Raw genomic sequence first — 21,135 nt, 5'->3', positions numbered from 1 at the left:
ATTTATTCGAATATCCTCTTTAGTATATTTTCAAATTTATCTACTATCTTAAGCCTGCCGCGGTCTTCCTTCACACATAACATATGTACATAGAGGTAACCCTGTTCCTTATCCACATCGACGCTTGTCGTACCGGGAGTGAGCGTTATGGAGTTTGCCAGGAATGTCAGGCCTATATCGCTCTTGAGGGCGACTTTGACTTTTATCGTGCCGGGGGATATGGGAAGATCCGGATGTATAACCCTGTAAGCGACATCGATATTAGCCTTAAAGCATTCCCATAGGAAGACAAAGATGTAATAGATGAACCACCCCAGACATGCCAGACGCCCTAAAAAAGTTATAGCTCTTCTCTCTTTGGCGCTCCCTACATGCATGATATCGCTCGTCATGAATGTAACAAATAATGAAACCAGGACGCCTGATATAATATTTTTCGCGTCGGGCGGCCACGATAGCAGCATCCATACAGCGAACCAGAGAATAAATAGAATACCGTTAAATATCATTTAATCGCTCCAAGCATCATATCCGCGTAAGCCCTTCCGTTTACGAGGACCGAGACCGCGCCGTCAATCAATATCTTTTTAACATCCGGAAGAAGCGCAAGCGGCGCAAAGAGCACTATAAGGGCCATGGCAATGACACCGGCCTTCATCGCCGGATGGATCTTATTCACGAAACCTGCGGCATCCGCTTTGACTCCGAAAAGGACGCCCGTCATCGAGACAAAATAATAAGCCAGTGTCATAACGCTTACCAGAACGGCGATGAGGGCAAGAAACGGATGGCCCGCCTGGATACAGGCGAATATTATTATGAGCTTCGACCAGAACCCGCCGAATGGCGGCACGCCTGAGATCGATAGAGCTCCCAAAAGCGTCGTATAGCCGGTAACCGGCGCGTTTTTAACCACACCCGATATCCTGCTAAGCTCCCTGGTCCCTGTCATGTGTTCTATCGAGCCTGAATTCAGGAACAGAAGAGATTTGACCGCACTATGGTTAAATAGGTGGAAGATCGCCCCGACGAACGCGAGCGGCGTAGCCACTCCCAACGCCAGAGAGATATATCCTATCTGGCTCACTGTAGAATACGCGAAGATTTTTTTAATATCCGACTGGCCGAACGCGAGTATGGCCCCGACGATCATAGAGAGCACGCCAAGCGCAATGAGTATCTGGCAGATCTCGGCGCTCATACCGAAGACGCTGAAGAATATCCTCGCTATGGCATATATACCGAGGGCTTTTATCAGGACGCCCGACAGCATCGCGGATACCGGTGCCGGAGCAGATGAGTGCGCATACGCAAGCCATGCGTGGAATGGCACCAGCGCCGCTTTAAGGCCGAAGCCCATAAGAAAGAGCACACTGATAAATTGTATGGTCCGCACCTGGGGCAGCGTCGATATCACAGAAGCCATATCCATCATATTAAGCGTCGAAGTGTAGCCATAGAGGAAGGCTATGCCCAGCAATATGAACGCGGAGGCGACGGTGCCCATTATCGCATACTTGAATGAGGCCTCGAGTTCCTCCGCCCCTGTGCCGAACGCCACAAGGAAGTACGCCGCTATAGCCGCGATCTCCATAAATACATACAGGTTGAATATATCTGAAGCTATCAGGACACCGTTTATTCCGGAGATCATCATGAAGAATAACGCATAGAATTTCCATTTGTCGGTATACTTCTTCATGTAGCCGGACGAATAGACGATCACAAAGAGCGCGACCGAGTTCACGGTGACGAGCATGAAGGCCGAGAGGCCGTCGACGACAAAAGCTATCCCTGCCGGCGGCATGAAACCCGACATCCTATGGACAAGAACGGAGCCCGCAGGTATTGCCACCTTCATCAATGTTAATATGGACAGCACCGGAAGTGAAATAGCCACAAGGATAGCAAAAACGTCCCTGATGCGCTCGTCCGTCCTTGATATAAGCGTCATTATGAACGCTGCAGCAAGAGGTATTATTAGAAAAAATGGTGCCATCGCTATCCTTTTAGCCTGTTTATCTTCGTTATGTCAAATGTGCCGTATCTCTCATAGATCCTTATCGCGACAGCCACCAGCATCAGCGTAACGGAAAGGCTGATCACGATCGCTGTAAGCGCCACCGACTGCGGCAGGGGATCGACCATATTGGTAACCATCTGGTCGCGCGCGAATATCGGCGAGCGGCCATGAGTGCGATAGCCCACCAGGACGAAGAAGAGATTGATGGCATATTCCATGATACCTATACCTATGATTATCTTTATAATATTCCTCTTCCTGACAACGCAGAATAGCCCTATCGCAAAGAGGACCAGACATAAGAAATATGTGATCATATCTTAATTCCCTACTCCGCTTGTTTATCCGTTTTTGAAGCCAGCACCAACGCTACGAATATGGCAAAAAGCCCCGCGCCCACAATGACCATCTCGCAAAGAGGCAGAACAAATTCATTCTTAAATATCCATTTCGGATATCCCAGCATGACCCCGCATAAAAATAAGAGTACCGCGGCAGCCATGGTTATCCGCAAGGTATAAGCATGCAGCCATTTCAGAGATATCTCCTTGCCGAAAGCGAGCATTATATGGACGAGCGCGAGCGCCATTATAACTCCTCCGACAAACCCGCCGCCGGGAGCTATATGGCCGTTCAACGTTATATATATGCCGTATAGGAGGATGAAACCGAGCGTAAGCTTCGTCACCGCCTTTACTATCAGCGTCATCCCCTTCTCAGGTGATTTAACGGGATTCATATTTAGCGTCTTCCCTTCGCCAGATTTTACGCGCAACGGTCAGAACGCCGACAACTGCCGTAAAGAGCGCCGCAGCCTCGCCGAGCGTATCGATCGCGCGGTAATTAAGCGTTATCGCCGCTATAACATTTTGGATCCCCGTCCTCGCCTGAGCCTGGCTCAAATATTCCTGTGATACCCTCATAAGCGGGCTGCCGAACTTATGTATGCCGGCAAATGAAAAATACGCGAAGGCCAGGAAGACCGCCAGAAAAATAACCGTGGAGACCGTATTAAAGGCCCATCTGCCTGACGTGCTGAAAGGAAGGTCCTTTCTTATGGTAGCGCGGATAAGTATTATCAGGCTGAGGATCTCGACGACGAGCTGCATGATGGCCAGGTCGGGCGCCTTCATTACAAGGAATGCCATCGATAGTCCTATGCCGACCGCCCCCACCGCTATAACGCTCGAGAGAAGGTCCTTAACCGCGACCGCGATCACAGCCGCTGCTATCATGAATAACAGTAAAAGATTTATCTCCACTTGATATCCTCTATCTTACTACTAGAAACAGAAACATCGCTATCATGCCCAGGAAACACCAGACCAGATAAGTCGGCAGCACTCCGTTATGCAGGCGCCGGAGCGGCGCTGTGAAAAAGTTAACCGCTTTAAGGCCGACGTTATAAAGATCCAGATTCCCGGACTCTTCTTCCTTATATATCCTGCCTATGGGCGCTATATCTTTTATCGTATTATAAAACTCCGTTCCGGAGATGCGGGGCAATTTTTCCGAAGGCGTCCCGCCCACGAAGTTATCGACAACCCGGAAGCTTCCGGACTTCAACAGCCAATATATAAAGAGACCCAATACCAATCCCGCTAAGATAAGCACCGTGGCGAGTATCGAGCCCCACGTCCCTATATATGCTAAGCTCCCTGCTATGGAAGGCACTATGAATAACGGGATCGGCAGCTGGAAAGCGAATACGCCGAAGAGGACGCATATCGCGGCCAGCATAAGCATCGGAATATACATCGACGGCGAGACTTCACGGACATCCTTAACACCGTCCGAGCAGCGCCCCAGGAAGGCCGCATGCAGAAGCTTCATGAAACTTGCTATCGTGAGCGCGCTTCCGAACATTGCCGCGCTTAGCCACACCACCCAGAGTTTACCGCCGGATCCGGCAGATTCGATAATACCCTGATATATCATCCACTTGGAGACGAAGCCGTTGAACGGCGGTATGCCCGATATGGAAAGCGACGCTACAAGACAAGCTATAAACGTCAGCGGCATGAATTTCGCAAGTCCGCCCAGCTTATCAAGGTCCATAGTCTTCGTTCTCTTTTCTACTGCGCCGGCTGTAAGGAAAAGGCAGGATTTATAGATCGCGTTATTGAGCATGTGAAAAAGTCCGCCCGCAATACCTACCGCCGTGCCGGTGCCTATGCCGAGGATCATGTATCCTACCTGAGAAACAGCATGATATCCGAGCAGCCTCTTATAATTATGCTGAACTAGCGCCATCATTACAGCCATTATTATCGTGAATGCCCCTACCATCACGAGCACAAGGTTAGACGCTTTCGTCGTGATAAAGAGATCAAGTGACGCACGCGCGAGAAGGTATATACCCAGTAGCTTATCGAGCGAAGCCGGCAGGTACGCGGATACGGAAGCTGCTGCATCCTCTGCCACATCGGGAAGCCATGAGTGGAACGGCATCGCTCCCGCCTTCGCGAAACTCGCCATCACTATCGAAAAATACGCGATGTAGGTAAGCGCGTTTGTCATAGGAAGACGCACCTTATCCATCGAGAGAGTCCCCGTGACAGACCATATCAGCGCTATACCTAATATCATTACAGCGTCTGTCCCGCCGATGATGACGAGCGCCTTGCGGCTTGAGAGGGCCGCTTCTTGCGTCCCCTCCAGGTTGACCAGCAAGTAGAGCATCAACGCCAGAAATCCCCAGAAGACGATCATGACAATAAAGTTATTGGCGAATAAGACACCCAATGACGCGCCCAATGTCATCAAGAGATAACCGAAATATCTGCCGAACAATCTCTCCGTAAAACCGAACGAATATACCGTTATAAGAAAGGCAAATAAGCTGACCGCCATAGCGATGAAAGCGGAGAGATTATCGGCGCGTAAGATGACCGCGTCGAGACAATACCAGCTGACCGGTTTTTTAATGAAAATGTGTATACTGCCGGCAAGGCAGGCGGCCGTGACGATACCCGCCAAAAGTTTCGCGGCAGTCTTAAACCTGTCAGTCGCAGCGAGGGCGAGAAAACCTGCCGCGATCGGCGCCGTTACCAGTATTAAAAGCGGGTTGTTGAACATTCTCTTATTTTACCCCGAGCTTTTCTTTTATCCTGCGCGTCTTCTCCTGCGAAAGCCTGATCAGATCTTCTGCTTTCAGCAGCTCTTTATCATTTGTATCCACGATAGCCATTCTCTCCGTACAGCAATAGCAAGGGTCTATCGACGCCATTATTATAGTGGCGTCCGATACCGTCTGGCCCACGACCGTCTCCCTGAATGTCGGAAAGTTCATATAGGTTGGGGCGCGGATCTTGTGGCGGACAGGCGAGTTTGTGCCGTCGCACTTTACATAATGGAAACATTCGCCTCTCGGGGCTTCTATCACTCCGATGCCCTCGCCCGGCGTTATATCCTTCGGTTTCGAATCTATCGGGCCCTCCGGCATCTTATCGAGGCACTGTCTCACGATACTGGCGGATTCGAACATCTCGAGTATCCTCACTACCGCCTTAGCGAAAACGTCGCCTTCGTCTTGCGTGATAACGTTCCATTTCAATTTACTGTATACGCCATACGGATGGTCGCGCCTTACGTCTATGTCGACGCCTGAGGCCCTGGCCACCGGGCCAAGGGCTGAATACTCTATCGCGGCTTCTCTCGTCAGTATCCCGACGCCTTTTAACCGCGCGTGGAGGACGGGATCATCCAGGATCGCGCCCTTCAGCATATCCAGCTGTTTTAAAAATTCATCGAGCCTGGTCAATATGTAAGATACGTGCTCCTTTTCAATATCGCGCCTGACCCCGCCGACTTTGTGCATAGCGTAATTCTGGCGGTTGCCGGTTATGGTCTCCATGATATCGCATATCGGCTCCCTGTACTTCCACCCCCACATAAATACCGTATTATATCCGATGAAGTGGCCCGCTAATCCCAGCCACAGCATATGCGAATGTATCCTCTCGAGCTCCTGCGTGATCGTCCTTATGTATAGCGCTCTTTCGGGCACCTCGATATTACAGATGTCCTCTATCGCCTGAGCGCAAGCGATCGGATGGCTCGAAGAACATATCCCGCATATCCTCTCCACTATGAAGAGCGACTGGTCGAAGCTCTTCGACTCCGAAATCTTCTCTATGCCGCGGTGATTATAGCCGATCCTGACATCTACGTCGACCACAGTCTCGCCGTCCACGATGAGTTTCCAGAACTCCGGCTCTTCCTGGAGCGGATGGTATGGTCCTACAGGTATCGTCGATCTATTATCGCTCATGCTTTCCTCGAATCTCTCTTAGGCACAACGAAGCTCTTCCTCATCGGATAAACGCCTTTCGGCCAATCGTCGGGCAAGAGGAGCGTCCTCAGGTCCTCGTTACCTTCAAATTCCACGCCGAATAGCTCATGTATCTCCCTCTCTATCCACCACGCCGCCTTAGTGACATGGGTGATGGTATCGATGGACGGGCTGTCTTTATCATTCAATATTGCCCTTACCGATATTATTACGCCGGAGGGATCGTACGCGAAGTGGTAGAGTATCTCTATTCTGTCGAAATCATCCACCGCGCTGGCTATATTGAACCGAAGGCCGAGTTCTTTAAATATGTATCCGGCCATATCCACTATATCCTTAGGATATATGTCGAGATATGCCCTCTTCGAGGACTTCTTCTCCGTCTTCAGCACCCTGTCGCCAAAATGGTCGTTTATATTCTTCAGGATATCGTCTATCGTCATATTTTTTTGGCCTTATTCGATTTTATCTTACTTATCAATTTGACAAGTGCCGCAATGGTTGCCTCAGGCTTCGGAGGGCACCCAGGTATATACGCATCGACCGGTATTATTTCGTCGAGAGGAGCGCCTGTATTATAGCTGTCTTTAAATAAGCCTCTTGAACACCCGCAGGCGCCGTACACTATAACGAAGCCGGGCTTGGGCATCTGCTCATATAATTTCTTTATAATAGGTATCGTCAGGCGATTGGCGCTCCCGGTGCAGAGCATAGCGTCCGCATGCTTTATGCTGCCGACCAGCGTCACCCCGAAACGCTCCAGATCGAAACGCGGCGTAAGGCTGTCGATGATCTCTATATCGCAGTTATTGCAGCTCCCGCTCGATACATGGAATATATTTATCGATCTTGTAAGTATGTTCTCTTTTAGTCCCATTCTATCTTCCTATAAGCGCCAGCGCCACCGATAAAAGAGCCCCCACTGTTACTGTGCCCCAAAAAAACTTCACCGCATGGTCTATCCTGACGCGGGGATTCGTATTCTTTATCACAATGATCAATACCAGTATCGATACGTACTCTACCACGGTCTTGAGCAGGCCTCCAAGGCTTAACTTTATGCCGCCAAAATAGAGTGTTATCAAAATAACGGGGATGACAAATAAGAGCATTGCTTTAGCCAATTTGAATATGGCGAGCGCCTTACCTGAGTATTCTATGTATGGCCCCGACATGATCTCCGTTTCGGCCTCGGGCATATCGAACGGGACAAAACCGAGTTTCGCCTGCACACATAGGAGCATTACAAAGAATGCTATGAACCCCGATGGGCTCGCAAAGATATCCCCATGCATGCGCTGGTATGTAATGATCTCGCCCAGCCTTATCGCGTAACCGCTCTTAATGATTACCGTCACCAACGTCAATATAAACGGCAGCTCATATGAGAGCATCAGCTTCATCTCTCTGGAGGCTCCCAGGGAAGCTACGGAGTTCGCCGACGAGAAACCTCCGAGCATAAGCGCGACAGGCGGTATAAGTAAAAGATAGATGACGACTATGATATCCCCGATGAAACCCGTTATGGGAAAAATGTTCGCTACAAGGACTACCGTAGATACGAGAGTCGTAGCGGCGAGGGCCAAAACGGGCATCCCTAAGAACATGACCTTCGATACACCCTCGGGTATCAGCGTCTCCTTATATAACCCCAGCTTCGCTATATCGAGAAAGTTCTGATACCACGGCGGACCGGATCTCCACTGAAGCCTGGCCGTGACTTTCCTGTCAACCCAGCCCACAAGGAGCCCCATGATTCCGGAGAATAATAACCCCGGAAATACCAGAAAAGCTAATATATATAACAATGCGTCCATATCTATTGTTTTTTCTTCGGGAGCTCGAGGACCCGCTCCCATTTATAGTTCGTCTTGATCAATAAGTATTCCGATGCCTTAAATATGTTCTCTTCCTTGTTCTCCTCGAACTCGCCGTATTTTATTCCGCCGTGACTGCACGACTGCAGGCATACAGGATACTCGTCCGCCCTCAGCCTGCCCAAACAGTAATCGCAGCGTGATGCCACCAGCGGTATCGTCTCCGGATATATGACTCCGAACGGACAGGCCCTGGAACAGGATTTGCAGGAGGTGCAGCGCATCAGATAGCGCTTTATCATATTGTACTCTTTCTGCAATTCCAGCGCTTCCCACGGGCATGAGGCCACGCACGGGGCATCGTCGCACCTGCGGCAGACGATAGCGAAATGTCCGAATTCACGCAGGGACGTTATACCGTTATTGCCGGGATGCTGTATATAACTGCAGAGCATCCCGCATTCATCGCATCCGGAGCATGCATCCAAATCTATGAGTAGTCTCTTCATATGGTCAATCCCAAATATTAGGGAGCCCTTTTATCTTGTCATAAGAAAATACGGGGCCGTCCTTGCAGGCGTAGTATGGCCCTATCCTGCAATGGCCGCATTTACCGATCCCGCATGACATATTCTTTTCCATCGAAAGGTATATCTGGCTGTCCTTGAACCCGAGGTCCAAAAGTTTGAATGTGGCAAACTTCATCATTATGGGCGGGCCGCACACTATCGCGACAGCGTTATTTACGTCCAGCCCCTCGGTCTTAAGTATAGTGGTGACCAGTCCGACATGGCCGTTCCATGACGGGTCTCCGACGTCGCAGCTGACCATGATGTCGACGTGGCCCGCCTTAGTCTTCCAGGAATCTATTTCGCCCTTATAAACTATATCGCTCGGCGACCTGGCGCCGTATCTTAAGATTATCTTCTTATAATCGTTCACGTCGTTGAATAACGCATATAGCAGTGCTCTCAGTGGCGCCAAGCCCACGCCGCCGCCTACTATGAATACCTCTTTGCCTTTGAATACATCCAGAGGGTACTTCGCGCCATACGGCCCGCGCAGGCCTATTACATCGCCCGCCTTCGCCTGGTGCAGGAGTTTTGTGACACGGCCGGCGCTCATTATCGTGAAATCAAGCGTCTCCTTAAAATTATGGTTCGAGGACGGAGTAAACGGCGCCTCTCCTATGCCCGGAAGCGTCACTTCCATGAACTGCCCGGCCCTGAAAGAGATGTCGGCGCGTGGCCTCAGAGTGAACGTCTTTATGTTCGACGTCTCATCGGTCACCTTCAGCACTTCCGCGTCGATAAACGCGTATGGATTCTTCGCGCAGCTAATCATGCGGAGGTTTGCTCCATTTTCCCACTACCAGGCCTTTCAAGACTTCCCTTATATCTATATCTCCCGGGCACGCTTCGATACAGCGGCCGCAGCCCGTGCACGCGAAATAGTTCAGCACTTCCGGAAAGAATTCGAACTTCTTATCGAACCTGTTGCGCAGGCGCTCATGCAGATGCCTCCTGGGATTATGATTTCCGGCCACTCTGGCGAACGTACCGTAAAGACAGGCGTCCCAGGACCTGAAACGCTTCGCTCCGGAGGTATCTTTCTCGTCGGATAGCAGAAAACAGTGACATGTCGGGCAGACCAGATTGCATGCCCCGCACTCCACGCAGGTCGACGCCATATCCTTCCAGAATTCCGTCAGGTCATAATTTTTCTTTACCGTCCCTTTGATCTGTGAGGTGTTCTGAGTGCCTCTCTTATCTATGAAGCCCTGCACCTGCTTCGACACTCTGTCGCGGAGCGTCTGCCTTATATCTACCATGTGTAAAGACGGATTCTTAAAGAATGGCCTGAAATCATCGACTATCTTCTGTCCCTTCGGGCTAGCGGCCTCTACAAGGAAATGGTTATCTATGGCCGATAGCGAAAGGTCGAAGAACTTTCTCGGGTAGGGGGCGCCGTCCATCGCGATGCAGAAACATGTCTCCTTGGCGTAAGTGCAATCGACAGCTATGATAGTCGTATTATTCCTATTCTCCGTATAGAACGGGTCCTCGACGTCTCCGCCCTGGAAAACGAAATCCTGCAAAACAAGGCTTGAGAGGTCGCATGCCTTTACTCCGGCTATTATGAGGGGTTTTTTATCCTTGCCGCAAGGGGTCATCTTCTCTCTCGCGGGATTGATAAACGATTTGAACGGCTGGCTCTGCCTGATACCACCGAGCTCAATGACATCCTCTTTTTTGGGATCAAAGTCGCCGAAATGCAGCCTCTCGCCTTTCACATACGGCACGACAACCCTATTCTTCGCGGCAAGCCGGCCGAAGAGGTCGGAGAGGTCTTTTTTGGATATCATATATAGATTATTATGCATATAATTTATTTGATTAAGAGAATATATTGTAGACCAATAACAAACTCCAGTCAAGGCGGAATTATGCCTGTTTTGCCGGGAAATTACTAAAGTAAAGAGGCAAAACGGTCTTTGAATTCGTAGATGCGAGGATCGAATATAATGTCGCTGTCCATTACCGGGCGCCTAAGCCTTATGCCCTCCAGGCGGGTGCATCTGCTGAGTGCCACGTATAATTGGCCGTGGGTGAACGCGCCGTTTCCCAGGTCGAGTATAACCTTATCGAACGTCTGCCCCTGGCTCTTATGAATCGTTATGGCCCAGGCCAGCTTAATGGGATATTGCTCAAATGTCCCCACGATCTCGTCTTCTATCTTGTCCTCATCTTCATTATAACTATATTCGATCTTCTGCCATTTCACTACCGGAATAGAGCATAGGCGCCCTTTGATATCGACCGTTATCGAATCGTCCGACAGGGCGAATATTCTGGCAAGCGTGCCGTTCACCCATTGCCGTGCGGGATCGTTCTTTATCAATATCACCTGCGCGCCCTTCTTTAACTTTAAGGCTCCGTCCGTCGGATACGCGGACTCGTCGAATTTACCGGAGGCGATCGCTTCATATATAAATTCTCTCCCGGGAAGCTTCGCCAACCTGTCGCGGTTAATCGAGTTCGCCAGGACATTCGTAGTCGTCAGGATCACCGTATCATCTTTCGCTGAAAATGAGGCATCTCTCTGGACCCTCGCGTTTAATGTGTCGAGATCTTCCTCGGTATGTTCCTTGTTCCTGACCCTGTTCAATAGCTCCATAAAACTGTCGTCTTTTTGCCTGTATATCGTGGAGAGTTCGATGGGTTTTACATAAAAATCGTTAAAGACTTTGGCGCTGAAAAAATACGGGCTCGAGTATCGTTCTTCCAAAAGCGCCTTCGCCTCCTGTTCGACTACGGGACAGAGTTGGAAGAGGTCTCCGAAAAACACCATCTGGACCCCTCCGAACGGCTTCCTCATCTCGTCGCGATTGATCCGTAAAGCGTAATCGATCCCGTCCATCAGGTCCGCGCGAACCATCGACACTTCGTCTATTATCACCATATCGAGATTTCCTACCAGGCTCTTATCGCGCAAGCGCCGTATCGTCTCCTTCTGGATGACCCGCGGAGGGAACTTAAAGAAAGAATGGATGGTCTGGCCGTTGATGTTGACGGCGGCAACGCCTGTCGGGGCCAGGACTATCACCTTCTTACCCGTGTGGGCCTTGAAATATTTGAGAAGCGTCGATTTGCCTGTGCCCGCCTTGCCTGTGATGAATAGAGAGTCGCTTGTATTCTCCATAAGGTCAAAAGCCGCCCGGAATTCGGCATTTACATCCAGGTCCGCTGGAAGATCGTCTTTTATTATCTCTTGCTCGGACAACACTTATTATTTATCCTTATTATTTTTTCCCATTCGGATTTTTTAGATCCCAGAGATTGCCCCGCGTTGGCGGGGCTTGTAGATGGCAAGCATTCACACGGCACTTTTAAGGCCGGATATCGTCTTTTAAAAAGGCTGTATGCTTTTTTACCTCCTAAGAATACGGCTTTAATATTCGGGTATTTTATTAACAGCCCGGCGATATCATTTAATGCCGGGCCCCTTATCATGCTGTCCTGTGTGCCTTCCAGGTAACAGGACCCTACTATATCCCAAAGACCTATCTTATGCTTCTTCAGTAATGCTTTCTTCCGCCTATAGGTAACGGGCGTTCTCTCGCCCACAACTCCGGCGATAATCTCCCAGAAATAATTACGGGGATGGGCGTAGTATTCTCTCTTCTCTCTCGATATTATGCTCGGGAAAGAACCCAGGACCAGCACCCTTGATGAACGATCGACGATCGGCGGTAATCCTTTAAGCGGCGCCTTCTTAGCCATGATCTATAGCTTGACCATCATGGCTCTGGGGGGGCAGGCTTTTACGCAGAGTTCGCAGGCTATACATTTCTCGGGATCGAATATCACCTTCATCGTCTTCTTGTCCGTATACAGCGCTTCGGACGGGCATATCGTAACGCATGCGCCGCAGTGAGTGCATCTGTCTTCGTCCCTGGTCACATCCTGGGAAAGAGGCTGTATCTTTACGCCGAGCAATGTAAGATATTTTATGCCCGCGGCGTAATTTTCCTTCTTTCCCTTCAGCTCCAGTACCATGACGCCCTCTTCCTGCGGCGTGATCTTGGCCTGCAGTATATTGAAGACCAGGTCATAGTCCTTAACGAGCTTATATACGATAGGCTGGCCAACGTTGTCATGCTTAAATGTCAAAACGATCTTCTTGGATACCATGGTAACCTCCTATGTTAACAGTCAATAATATCTACGGCGAAAATATCCTTCGGATGCTTACTACCTATCCGCCTCTCCTGCAGCATCGAAACTTCTGTGGTAAGCCTTTCGCTTGTCGCAGATTTACATTAGGCATGTAAATCTGCTGTTGTAAAATCTTGATGGCCAATGAACCTGCCTATAGATAAATAACCGTATTTTGCAGTTTCATTGTCCTGGTATATCGCCTAGAAGTATCAAGATTTTACGAAAGTCGCTCCAGGCTTCCCTCAGAAGTTCCGCTGCCTGAGGATATCATCTGGGGCATCACACATGATATTTTCGCCTCCGCTCCCTGCCCCAATCTCACTCTCTGCTCACCCCACCAGTAAATTTTTCGGCCTCGTCAGATGGCGGAACTTTCGGGCGATGCTGGAGCGACTTTCTAAAATTTCGATACCTATAGGCGGTATAGGCTTCATCATCGAAATTTTAGCAACAGCGAGCGAGGAAGCCTATTCCGAGCGAGCGGCAAGCGGAAGCATTGACCGAAAGTAAACGCCGGATTGCTGCCGCCGAAAAATCTACTCTATCAGTTTTATATCCCCCCAGCTCCCCATCTTATCCTTCATTATAACCAAAACCCCTGTTATGCCTTTTATCGACTTCGCGAAATTTATGGCCTTCTCTATGTCGCCGGGAGCTTTTAAGATATTTCCCGTAGCCGTAGCTACCGCATCCGCCAGAGAGGCCTCTTCTGATATTATAACAACTGCATCCGATTTTCCAAAGCTTAAAGAATGGCTGACCGTGCCGCTCGAAGTACAGACGCCGAGGCCGTTATCTCCGGGGGCAACCTCCAGGGCGATCTTTCCGGTGAATGGTGAGGAGGCGCCTGCATAAATACCTATCACGGTCTTCTTGTCCGTCTTCATAAATATATCGCCGCCGTTCTCGACTATCACCTCACCGGAGTATTTCAATAGTTCTCTGCCGACCATCTCCGCTACAGCTCCGGCCACGGCCGCCATCGGGCCGACGCCGGCCCTGAAGGCGGCATCCGCCATCATTTTAACAATAGCGGGAGCGTCGGGCCTGACATCGACAGGCGCAAGCGACGTTAAAAAGGACCGGTCCATCTTTATATAATTCTCCAGGTCCTGTCTAAAGGTCAATACCGCGGCCCTTGCCTGAGCCTCTAAAACTTTCGAGGCAGAGATAGCCAGATCGGTCTCTTTTTCGATGACCTCGAAAGGGACGAGCCCTTTAGGCTCAACCCATCTTCTGTATGTTCGCGCTTTGTACATAATTCAACAGATCCTGGGTAATTGTTCTCCCGAAAGCATATCGAGGATCCTCTTGCCGCCGGATATCGTATTAAGGTGAACTCTCCCCGAATGATCACCGGTTACATTTCCTATTATCTTAGCTCCACGGCCGCACTTTTCGGAACGTAATGCCTTTAATATCCGCGGCCCATCTTCTTTCGCGGCTATTATGATCACTCTGCCCTCACACGCAAGATATAACGGGTCGAATCCGAGGAGTTCACAGGCCTGCCGCACGCCTTCGGCGACCGGCACTTTCGCCTCTTCTACCGCGATACCCGATTTCGCGCCCGACGCTATTTCGTTCAACGTAGTCGCCAGTCCTCCCCTGGTGGGATCGCGCATAAAACGCACCTTCTTTGACGCGCGTAATACCTTACTGATTAATTTGTCGAGAGGGGCCGAATCGCTCCTGATCATAGTATTGAATTCTATGCCCTCCCTCTTCGAGATCACGCTTATCGCGTGATCGCCTATGGGGCCGCTCACTATTACGGAGTCGCCTGTCATTATATTATCAGTCGAAAGCTTATCGTAATATACCTCTCCTATGCCGCTGGTGTTAATAAATATCCTGTCGCACGCGCCCTTCTCAACCACTTTCGTGTCGCCTGTAACGATCTGGACGCCTGTTTTCCGGGCGGCCTCAGCCATCGAGCGGACTATTTTCTCTAATACGCTTGTCTCAAGGCCCTCTTCAATTACCGCTCCGACAGAAATATAGAGCGGCCGGGCTCCGCACACAGACAGGTCATTGACGGTGCCGTAGATCGCCAGGCTGCCTATGTCCCCTCCGGGGAAAAATATCGGGTTCACTACATATGAGTCGGTAGTGAAAGCTATCTTCTTATTCCCGATATTCAATATGGCAGAATCTTTCTTCTCTCTTAAGATAGGGCCGGAGAATTCCTTCATAAATACGGAATCTATAAGCTTGTGCATCTCCCTGCCGCCCGCGCCATGGCTCAAAGTTATCTTATCCATAATCATCTTCTTCCGTATTTATAGTAGGCGGCGCATGTGCCTTCGGACGAAACCATGCATGAGCCGACGGGGTTATCCGGAGTGCACCTCTTACCGAAGAGCCTGCACTCGAGCGGCGTCTTTACGCCTTTCAGGACCATATTGCAGATACATACCTTGTTCTCATGCGCGGGCGTTACCTTGACCTTAAATTTCAACGCCGCGTCAAAGCCGGAGAATTCCCTTCTTATCTTAAGGCCGCTATCCTTCACTTCGCCTATACCCCGCCATACGGAGGAGCACTTCTCGAAGACCATGCCCGTCATGCTGCGAGCCAGGCGGTTTCCGAGCGGAGTGATTATTCTCTTATATTGTATCTCGACCCTGGGCTTACTCTGATTCACAAGCATGAGTATTGCTTGTAATATATCTACGGGCTCGAATCCCGCCGCGACGCATCCGGTATTATATTCTTTCGCGAGAAACTCGTAAGGTTTCATGCCCGTTATCGCGCTCACATGGCCGGGCAGTAAAAATCCGTCGATGCCGTGCCTTGAGTCCGCCACAAGCCAGCGGAGCGCTTCGGGCATAGTCTTGTGGGCGCATAATACGGAATAATTACCGATGCCTTGCCTGGCCGCGGTAATGATGGACGCCCCCACTGTCGGAACAGTCGTCTCGAATCCCACGCCGAGAAAAACCACTTCTTTCCCGGGGTTTCTCTTCGCTATATCCAGAGCGTCGTCGGTGGAATAGACCATCCTTACATCCCTGCCGGCGGCCTTTTCTTTGTAGAGGCTTGAACGCGAGCCCGGCACACGCATCATATCCCCGAACGTAGTTATGATGACATCGGGTAATCTCGCGATAGCGATAGTGCGGTCCATATACTCGACAGGCGTAACGCAGACCGGGCACCCCGGCCCCGAGATCAGCTTTATGTTGGGCTCGAGGAGATCGCGGAGGCCGAATCTGAATACGGCCATAGTATGCGTCCCGCACACTTCCATGAACTTGTATTCACGGCCATGGCTAGCGGCAGCGCGTATACGATCCGCCAGCCTATGTACGAGTGAGCTATCCCTGAATTCGTCTATATATTTCACTTCTTCTCCAGCGTCATAGGATTAAATCTATTCTTCGCGAATATGTACCAGGCGCAGCAGGATGCAAATCCTTTGGCGGTGTCCACCCAGTCATATCCTCCGGTCTTATTGAGCGTATACGCAAGCGTCCTGGTGCTCTTACCGGCGATGCGTTTATCGAATAAGAGCACGTCCAGCTGATTCGCGTAGAAGTATCCTCGTTCCGGCTCTCCGAAGGCCATAAAGGCGCACGCCATATGGCCGGTGCCGTCGACCCAGATATTGTTCACCTCTATATCGGGGCCGTGAAAAAATCCCATTATCCTGCCGCTCTTATAATCCAGTATCTTCCTGTACCGGAGATCGTATTCCGGAATATTCAGAAAATCCTTATACTCCGCCCCCATCCCGAGCACGCGCCATGTGTAATTATCTAAAGCGAGATTATCACCCTTCACGTTCTCGTCGATCCATATCTTTAACTTATCCGCATATAGGTCCTCGCCGCAAAGCTTAAAGGCCGCGTAACAGTCTATATTCGCTTCCGGGTGGCCGTAACTCTCATGAAGCTTCTTATCGCCGTCGCGCCAGCCGTGCTGTATATAGCCCCCGCTTCCTTCGTCCTTGTAAAAGAATACCAACAGGTCTTTAATAAGTTTTATTATAGTCGCATATCTATCAGAATGATACTCTCTCTCGTAGCATTTGTATGCTATCAGGAGCCATGCCATGTCGCCTATCCATCTGTCCGCGGGGCCCGGATTATGGTAGGCCCTCGTGCCGGGTGTATCATTCAACGCTACAAACTGATAGAACCCCCGCGCCTGGCCCTTGTAGAAAAAATTCTGCAGGGATATATCATCGTTATTTATTCTGGTAGCGTTCGCGTAAAAATCAAGTATCCGCTCGGCCCTTTCGCGTTCGCCCTTCAATATGAAGGCCATGGCGACGACGCTGTTATTGAACGTCTGGGCCATATTATCTTCCATCGACGGTACCAATATCTTGTCGGGAGACGACTTATCCTGTATCTGTTTTAAATATTCGAGGACAAGGGGATCTTCCTGCGCGAGAGCCGCGGCGCGGCGCTCTTTAAAGCCGATGCCCGGAAGATCCCTGTCCGGATCGAGGACCGGTCCGCCAGGGGCAAAACTGGCCTCCAGGCCGGGCTTACCCGGTCCTATCTCGTCGAGCTGGATGCTCCCGGAGCCTTTACCGGATATAGCGAGCTCAAATGTGACTATCTGGTCGAGTTTATCGTCCCCGCCCCACCAATAGTCCGTATTACCGGGGTAAAGCACGATTTCGGTCCATTCGCCGTATTTACCGAGCGGGACCTTCTTGCCGAATATGGAGCCGTCGGCGTCTATGAATTTCATCTCGAGGTCATCCGGAGAGACCGCTTTAATAAGGAATGTTACGGGCGTATCCTTATCGATGCGGCCTATAACCACTTTGGATAATACAACCCACCCGCCCCTGTTATTAAGAGTATAATCCGCTTTGAGAATGTTGCTATTTTCGCCGCGAAACGAAGTCAATTTGACGGAACATCCGCTATCGGCATTAGTCGACCACTTCGCAGTGTCGTCCCACTTCTCCCGCGGCGCGTCGGCGGCAGCGGCAGACGCCAGAATCGCCGAAAATAGTAAAGTAGTTATAAGACCGGTGCCTCTTCTCATTCGCCCGCCTTTACAGCTCTTTAAGTATCTTTATAGTCTTTTTAGCTTCCTCGGGCTTTACCTTCTCTATCGCGAATCCGGCATGTAATAGGATATAGTCTCCCGCTTTTACGCCTTTCAACAGCATAAAATTGGCCTTACGTTTCAACGCGCCGGAGGCAACTATACCCTCATCGCCGTCGATCTTCAGGACTTTCATCGGTATTGCTAAGCACATGATCCCCTCGCATTCGCGATAGCTAACTGCCCTATCGGTATTCCGTAATCATTTGTATTAACGTCGGAGTTGATGTAAACATCAAATTTATTCTTACTTAAAAGAAGCGCGGTTCTTTTTGTAAGATATTTATTCTGAAAGACACCGCCCGATAATACTATTTTGCGCAACTTGAATTCTTTTCTCAATAAGGATGCTGTGCCAACTACCATTTCCGCTACAGTGTTGTGAAATTTTGCCGACATAATGCTTCTATCTCTCTTTTTGCGCAGGTCGCTTACAATTCCTTTAACCAGGCCGGAAGTCTCGATAATACGCATACCATTCTCAGATTTTATGCCGAACTTATAACAATCCTCGTTAACCTGAGAAGCTATCTTCTCCAGATCTATTGGAAGTTCAGCCTCAAAAGATGCAGTACCCTTATGCAATATTAGACTGGCTGCAGCGTCAAAAAGCCTGCCTGCGCTCGATGTAAGGGGTGAGTTTATATCGTTATCTATCATCTTCCTGATTATAGATAACCGTTTTTCTCCGGGCCTGGCCATGATATCTAAACCCTGCTTTAAAAAGTTCCTGCCGAAAGTTTTGTAAAGATAGCTTGCGGCCATGCGCCACGGTTCTCTTATCGCCGCTTCGCCGCCGGGCATCGGCATATACTCTAAATGGGCCGCTCTCTGAAACTCTTTCAGCCCTCCGACGAAAAACTCGCCGCCCCATATACGGCCATCCCAGCCGTATCCCGTCCCATCGAACGCCGCACCGATCACATCTGTTCCTATCGAATGTTCGACGATCGCGCTCGCTATATGAGCCTCGTGATGCTGAATATGACGCAAGTCCGTCGTCGCGAGCTTAAGCGCATGCATAGCGGCGAACCGGCCGGAAAAATAATCCGGATGACGGTCGCAAACAATGACTTTGGGCCTTATGCCCAGCCTCTTTTCACAAGCGCATATCGAGGCCTCGTACGCCCCCAGATTATCCGGATCGCTTAATGAGCCGAACCCCTCGATAAGATACGCCTTATTGCCTTTCGCGAGCGCAAACGCGCCCTTCAGGTCCGCTCCGCAGGCGAGTATCGGCTTCTCGATCTTAAATGGCAGTTCAATGATCTTCATATAGGAATATTATAGCGGAGAGCCTCTATAGTAACAAGGGCGAATAGTAACCTGCGAATCCTCAACTAGTCAAGACCTGACCCGAAGTTATGGTTCGCACTGAAAATATTTCCCATAATCTCTAGCTACAGGGCCGGTCTTTTGGGCCTTTTAGGGACAGGTACAAATCCTATCTCAGACCTGTCCCCTTACTACACTCCCTTTATTCATTCGGGGTATATTGTAAAAACGGGAGGGGACAGGTCTAATCTTAATTTTGTACCTGTCCCTATTCCCCCTTCAATTCGCCGCTTCATAAAGCCATGATGTACGTCAAACAGTAAGAATCTACGCTTGCTGCGATATTTTCGCCTCCGTTCACCACTTAACCTGGCAAATCTAACCAGGTTAGAAATCACTGTTCCAGTCTCACTCTCTACTCACCCCACTAGGAGATTATCGGCTTCGCCGGATGGTGATTACCTTGGTGGCCCGATTAGAGCGGCTGTATTCATTTTACGGGTGACGCAAGATCCAGCCTTGAGGGGCGTAGCGCAGGATGGGTTTAATATAGATACCCGTCTTGCTATTCATTATATTGTAAACCCTGCGCAAGCACCGAAAGGCGATCTTGCGGCAGGACCCGGAAAATGATATTGCAGCCGAAAGATCTAGATCACTATGATGGATAAACCTTTTTCGTTGGCGAGGGCGATTATCTCCGCCTTATCTATAAGGAATGTCTTATCTGCCTCTATCGCGAGGGCTGTGCCTCCGGCTTTTATGATGGCCTCGACGGTCTCGAGGCCCACGAGCGGGATATCGAATCTCATGTCCTGGTGCGGCCTTGCTGCCTTTACTACGACGAACCCCCTCTTCGACAGGCTGCCGGCCCGGGCTATCGTCTCGTCCGTGCCCTCTATGGCTTCGACCGCTATGACCGTCTTATTCTTTACTATAACTGTCTGCCCTATATCGAGCCTGGCGAGCTCGCTCGCGGCGGCCTTCGCGTAATCTATATCGACGGACTCCTCGCTGGTGGGAGGCCTCCTGGTGATGACGCCCCTGGGCGGCATAAGGTCTTTCAAGTATGGGGTGGGATCCATAACCTCGATTCCCATCTTGCCCATGAACTCAGAAGCTTTCTTCAGGATCGAATAGTCCCGATTATCGTTGAGCTTGCCCAGCAAGGCCTTAGTGTCCGCGTCGAACCCTTCGGGGTTCTTAAAGAAGAGGTCCTTCCGGAGCTTTCCCAGCATAACGATCTTATTGATGCGGTTCGTCACGAGCGCGAATACCATCTTCTGAAAAGCCGCGAGCTCAAACCAGACGAACTTATCCACATGTCCGTCGATCTCCATCGAGGTTATACCCTTGATCCCGATACCTATGACTTTATCGCCCCGGGCTCTCGCGGCATCCGCGAATATGATAGGAAGCTTCCCGGCGCCGGCGACTACACCTATGTTTGCCATATAATTTATTTTACCTTATCAGGCGAAACGAACGCGAACATCATCTCGGCCTCCGCCACCACTTCACCGTCGACCTTGGCGACGCCGCGGCATTGCAGGATGTTCATCCTCATCTTAACGAACTCCAGTTCCATCCTCAGCGTATCGCCGGGCACCACCGGTTTGCGGAATTTCGCTTTATTGATGGCGAGAAAATAGGCAAGCTTGCCGATATTCTCCTTGTAATTAAGGGCGCCTACGCCGCCTGTCTGGGCCAGGGCCTCTATTATAAGGACTCCCGGCATTACGGGCTGTCCAGGAAAATGGCCCTGGAAGAACTGCTCGTTTATCGTAACATTCTTTATGCCGACGACCCCCTTTTCGGTAACCTCGAGTATCCTATCGACCAGTAAGAACGGATAACGGTGGGGGAGTATCTTCTGTATTACATTAATATCCAGGATCTTACCTGTCGTGTCCTGTACTTCATTTCCCATGG

24 protein-coding genes are annotated in these 21,135 nt (G+C 50.2%); all 24 read right to left on the bottom strand.

Going from position 1 to position 21,135, the window contains the following annotated elements; genetic code table 11:
• Positions 1–2 precede the first annotated feature (2 nt).
• Positions 3–509 (bottom strand): Na+/H+ antiporter subunit E, encoded by a 507-nt coding sequence (locus NTY76_06975; protein MCX5678833.1) that lies wholly within the window; start codon positions 507–509, stop codon positions 3–5.
• Positions 506–1,999: a proton-conducting transporter membrane subunit gene (locus NTY76_06970; protein MCX5678832.1), complete on the bottom strand. Its 1,494-nt coding sequence runs from the start codon at positions 1,997–1,999 to the stop codon at positions 506–508. The genes NTY76_06975 and NTY76_06970 overlap by 4 nt, the downstream gene beginning before the upstream one ends.
• Before the next feature lie 2 nt (positions 2,000–2,001).
• Complete coding sequence (locus NTY76_06965; protein MCX5678831.1) at positions 2,002–2,340, bottom strand: sodium:proton antiporter; 339 nt, start codon at positions 2,338–2,340, stop codon at positions 2,002–2,004.
• Positions 2,341–2,351: 11 nt separating this feature from the next.
• Positions 2,352–2,762, bottom strand: coding sequence for a hypothetical protein (locus tag NTY76_06960; protein ID MCX5678830.1), 411 nt, complete (start codon positions 2,760–2,762; stop codon positions 2,352–2,354).
• Entirely contained in the window at positions 2,749–3,285 is a 537-nt protein-coding gene (locus NTY76_06955) for a DUF4040 domain-containing protein (GenBank protein ID MCX5678829.1), read from the bottom strand. The genes NTY76_06960 and NTY76_06955 overlap by 14 nt, the downstream gene beginning before the upstream one ends.
• 10 nt (positions 3,286–3,295) lie before the next feature.
• Positions 3,296–5,101 (bottom strand): proton-conducting transporter membrane subunit, encoded by a 1,806-nt coding sequence (locus NTY76_06950; protein ID MCX5678828.1) that lies wholly within the window; start codon positions 5,099–5,101, stop codon positions 3,296–3,298.
• A gap of 4 nt (positions 5,102–5,105) precedes the next feature.
• Positions 5,106–6,296, bottom strand: a complete 1,191-nt coding sequence (locus tag NTY76_06945; protein MCX5678827.1) for a nickel-dependent hydrogenase large subunit — start codon at positions 6,294–6,296, stop codon at positions 5,106–5,108.
• The gene (locus NTY76_06940) at positions 6,293–6,760 is read right to left on the bottom strand and encodes an NADH-quinone oxidoreductase subunit C (GenBank protein MCX5678826.1); all 468 of its coding nucleotides are present in this window, start codon (positions 6,758–6,760) and stop codon (positions 6,293–6,295) included. Before NTY76_06940 ends, NTY76_06945 begins: the two co-directional genes overlap by 4 nt.
• Positions 6,757–7,194 carry an NADH-quinone oxidoreductase subunit NuoB gene (gene nuoB, locus NTY76_06935; protein ID MCX5678825.1) on the bottom strand — a complete coding sequence of 146 codons (438 nt, stop codon included), beginning with the start codon at positions 7,192–7,194 and terminating at the stop codon, positions 6,757–6,759. The genes NTY76_06940 and nuoB overlap by 4 nt, the downstream gene beginning before the upstream one ends.
• A gap of 1 nt (position 7,195) precedes the next feature.
• Positions 7,196–8,134, bottom strand: a complete 939-nt coding sequence (locus NTY76_06930) for an NADH-quinone oxidoreductase subunit H (protein MCX5678824.1) — start codon at positions 8,132–8,134, stop codon at positions 7,196–7,198.
• Positions 8,135–8,136: 2 nt separating this feature from the next.
• Positions 8,137–8,643 (bottom strand): 4Fe-4S dicluster domain-containing protein, encoded by a 507-nt coding sequence (locus NTY76_06925; GenBank protein MCX5678823.1) that lies wholly within the window; start codon positions 8,641–8,643, stop codon positions 8,137–8,139.
• Between the two features lie 4 nt (positions 8,644–8,647).
• Positions 8,648–9,478, bottom strand: coding sequence for an FAD/NAD(P)-binding protein (locus NTY76_06920; protein ID MCX5678822.1), 831 nt, complete (start codon positions 9,476–9,478; stop codon positions 8,648–8,650).
• Positions 9,471–10,499 (bottom strand): 4Fe-4S dicluster domain-containing protein, encoded by a 1,029-nt coding sequence (locus tag NTY76_06915; GenBank protein MCX5678821.1) that lies wholly within the window; start codon positions 10,497–10,499, stop codon positions 9,471–9,473. The genes NTY76_06920 and NTY76_06915 overlap by 8 nt, the downstream gene beginning before the upstream one ends.
• 104 nt (positions 10,500–10,603) lie before the next feature.
• Entirely contained in the window at positions 10,604–11,920 is a 1,317-nt protein-coding gene (locus NTY76_06910; GenBank protein ID MCX5678820.1) for an AAA family ATPase, read from the bottom strand.
• Positions 11,899–12,417, bottom strand: coding sequence for a DNA-deoxyinosine glycosylase (locus tag NTY76_06905; GenBank protein ID MCX5678819.1), 519 nt, complete (start codon positions 12,415–12,417; stop codon positions 11,899–11,901). The genes NTY76_06910 and NTY76_06905 overlap by 22 nt, the downstream gene beginning before the upstream one ends.
• A gap of 3 nt (positions 12,418–12,420) precedes the next feature.
• Positions 12,421–12,828, bottom strand: coding sequence for a 4Fe-4S binding protein (locus tag NTY76_06900; GenBank protein ID MCX5678818.1), 408 nt, complete (start codon positions 12,826–12,828; stop codon positions 12,421–12,423).
• A 563-nt stretch (positions 12,829–13,391) separates the two neighbouring features.
• Positions 13,392–14,114 carry a UPF0280 family protein gene (locus NTY76_06895; protein MCX5678817.1) on the bottom strand — a complete coding sequence of 241 codons (723 nt, stop codon included), beginning with the start codon at positions 14,112–14,114 and terminating at the stop codon, positions 13,392–13,394.
• A 3-nt stretch (positions 14,115–14,117) separates the two neighbouring features.
• Positions 14,118–15,125, bottom strand: coding sequence for a hydrogenase expression/formation protein HypE (gene hypE, locus NTY76_06890; protein MCX5678816.1), 1,008 nt, complete (start codon positions 15,123–15,125; stop codon positions 14,118–14,120).
• Complete coding sequence (gene hypD / locus NTY76_06885) at positions 15,122–16,204, bottom strand: hydrogenase formation protein HypD (GenBank protein MCX5678815.1); 1,083 nt, start codon at positions 16,202–16,204, stop codon at positions 15,122–15,124. Before hypD ends, hypE begins: the two co-directional genes overlap by 4 nt.
• Positions 16,201–17,865, bottom strand: coding sequence for a hypothetical protein (locus NTY76_06880; GenBank protein MCX5678814.1), 1,665 nt, complete (start codon positions 17,863–17,865; stop codon positions 16,201–16,203). Before NTY76_06880 ends, hypD begins: the two co-directional genes overlap by 4 nt.
• 10 nt (positions 17,866–17,875) lie before the next feature.
• Positions 17,876–18,082 (bottom strand): HypC/HybG/HupF family hydrogenase formation chaperone, encoded by a 207-nt coding sequence (locus NTY76_06875; protein ID MCX5678813.1) that lies wholly within the window; start codon positions 18,080–18,082, stop codon positions 17,876–17,878.
• Complete coding sequence (locus NTY76_06870) at positions 18,073–19,203, bottom strand: hypothetical protein (protein ID MCX5678812.1); 1,131 nt, start codon at positions 19,201–19,203, stop codon at positions 18,073–18,075. Before NTY76_06870 ends, NTY76_06875 begins: the two co-directional genes overlap by 10 nt.
• 650 nt (positions 19,204–19,853) lie before the next feature.
• Complete coding sequence (lpxI, locus tag NTY76_06865) at positions 19,854–20,657, bottom strand: UDP-2,3-diacylglucosamine diphosphatase LpxI (GenBank protein ID MCX5678811.1); 804 nt, start codon at positions 20,655–20,657, stop codon at positions 19,854–19,856.
• A gap of 5 nt (positions 20,658–20,662) precedes the next feature.
• Positions 20,663–21,133 (bottom strand): 3-hydroxyacyl-ACP dehydratase FabZ, encoded by a 471-nt coding sequence (fabZ, locus tag NTY76_06860; GenBank protein ID MCX5678810.1) that lies wholly within the window; start codon positions 21,131–21,133, stop codon positions 20,663–20,665.
• Positions 21,134–21,135 lie beyond the last annotated feature (2 nt).

This window comes from Candidatus Omnitrophota bacterium (assembly GCA_026387175.1).
Taxonomy (GTDB): domain Bacteria; phylum Omnitrophota; class Gorgyraeia; order 2-01-FULL-45-10; family 2-01-FULL-45-10; genus CAIMPC01.
Note: the sequence above shows the minus strand (reverse complement) of the source record. Positions and strands in the feature narration are given on the sequence as shown.

What these genes read in the sequence shown, in the direction of transcription:
- NTY76_06975 (MCX5678833.1), bottom strand. Translation starts at nt 509, where the DNA reads ATGATATTTAACGGTATTCTATTTATTCTCTGGTTCGCTGTATGGATG.
- NTY76_06970 (MCX5678832.1), bottom strand. Translation starts at nt 1,999, where the DNA reads ATGGCACCATTTTTTCTAATAATACCTCTTGCTGCAGCGTTCATAATG.
- NTY76_06965 (MCX5678831.1), bottom strand. Translation starts at nt 2,340, where the DNA reads ATGATCACATATTTCTTATGTCTGGTCCTCTTTGCGATAGGGCTATTC.
- NTY76_06960 (MCX5678830.1), bottom strand. Translation starts at nt 2,762, where the DNA reads ATGAATCCCGTTAAATCACCTGAGAAGGGGATGACGCTGATAGTAAAG.
- NTY76_06950 (MCX5678828.1), bottom strand. Translation starts at nt 5,101, where the DNA reads ATGTTCAACAACCCGCTTTTAATACTGGTAACGGCGCCGATCGCGGCA.
- NTY76_06945 (MCX5678827.1), bottom strand. Translation starts at nt 6,296, where the DNA reads ATGAGCGATAATAGATCGACGATACCTGTAGGACCATACCATCCGCTC.
- NTY76_06940 (MCX5678826.1), bottom strand. Translation starts at nt 6,760, where the DNA reads ATGACGATAGACGATATCCTGAAGAATATAAACGACCATTTTGGCGAC.
- nuoB (MCX5678825.1), bottom strand. Translation starts at nt 7,194, where the DNA reads ATGGGACTAAAAGAGAACATACTTACAAGATCGATAAATATATTCCAT.
- NTY76_06930 (MCX5678824.1), bottom strand. Translation starts at nt 8,134, where the DNA reads ATGGACGCATTGTTATATATATTAGCTTTTCTGGTATTTCCGGGGTTA.
- NTY76_06925 (MCX5678823.1), bottom strand. Translation starts at nt 8,643, where the DNA reads ATGAAGAGACTACTCATAGATTTGGATGCATGCTCCGGATGCGATGAA.
- NTY76_06920 (MCX5678822.1), bottom strand. Translation starts at nt 9,478, where the DNA reads ATGATTAGCTGCGCGAAGAATCCATACGCGTTTATCGACGCGGAAGTG.
- NTY76_06915 (MCX5678821.1), bottom strand. Translation starts at nt 10,499, where the DNA reads ATGATATCCAAAAAAGACCTCTCCGACCTCTTCGGCCGGCTTGCCGCG.
- NTY76_06905 (MCX5678819.1), bottom strand. Translation starts at nt 12,417, where the DNA reads ATGGCTAAGAAGGCGCCGCTTAAAGGATTACCGCCGATCGTCGATCGT.
- NTY76_06900 (MCX5678818.1), bottom strand. Translation starts at nt 12,828, where the DNA reads ATGGTATCCAAGAAGATCGTTTTGACATTTAAGCATGACAACGTTGGC.
- NTY76_06895 (MCX5678817.1), bottom strand. Translation starts at nt 14,114, where the DNA reads ATGTACAAAGCGCGAACATACAGAAGATGGGTTGAGCCTAAAGGGCTC.
- hypE (MCX5678816.1), bottom strand. Translation starts at nt 15,125, where the DNA reads ATGATTATGGATAAGATAACTTTGAGCCATGGCGCGGGCGGCAGGGAG.
- NTY76_06880 (MCX5678814.1), bottom strand. Translation starts at nt 17,865, where the DNA reads ATGAGAAGAGGCACCGGTCTTATAACTACTTTACTATTTTCGGCGATT.
- NTY76_06875 (MCX5678813.1), bottom strand. Translation starts at nt 18,082, where the DNA reads ATGTGCTTAGCAATACCGATGAAAGTCCTGAAGATCGACGGCGATGAG.
- NTY76_06870 (MCX5678812.1), bottom strand. Translation starts at nt 19,203, where the DNA reads ATGAAGATCATTGAACTGCCATTTAAGATCGAGAAGCCGATACTCGCC.
- lpxI (MCX5678811.1), bottom strand. Translation starts at nt 20,657, where the DNA reads ATGGCAAACATAGGTGTAGTCGCCGGCGCCGGGAAGCTTCCTATCATA.
- fabZ (MCX5678810.1), bottom strand. Translation starts at nt 21,133, where the DNA reads ATGGGAAATGAAGTACAGGACACGACAGGTAAGATCCTGGATATTAAT.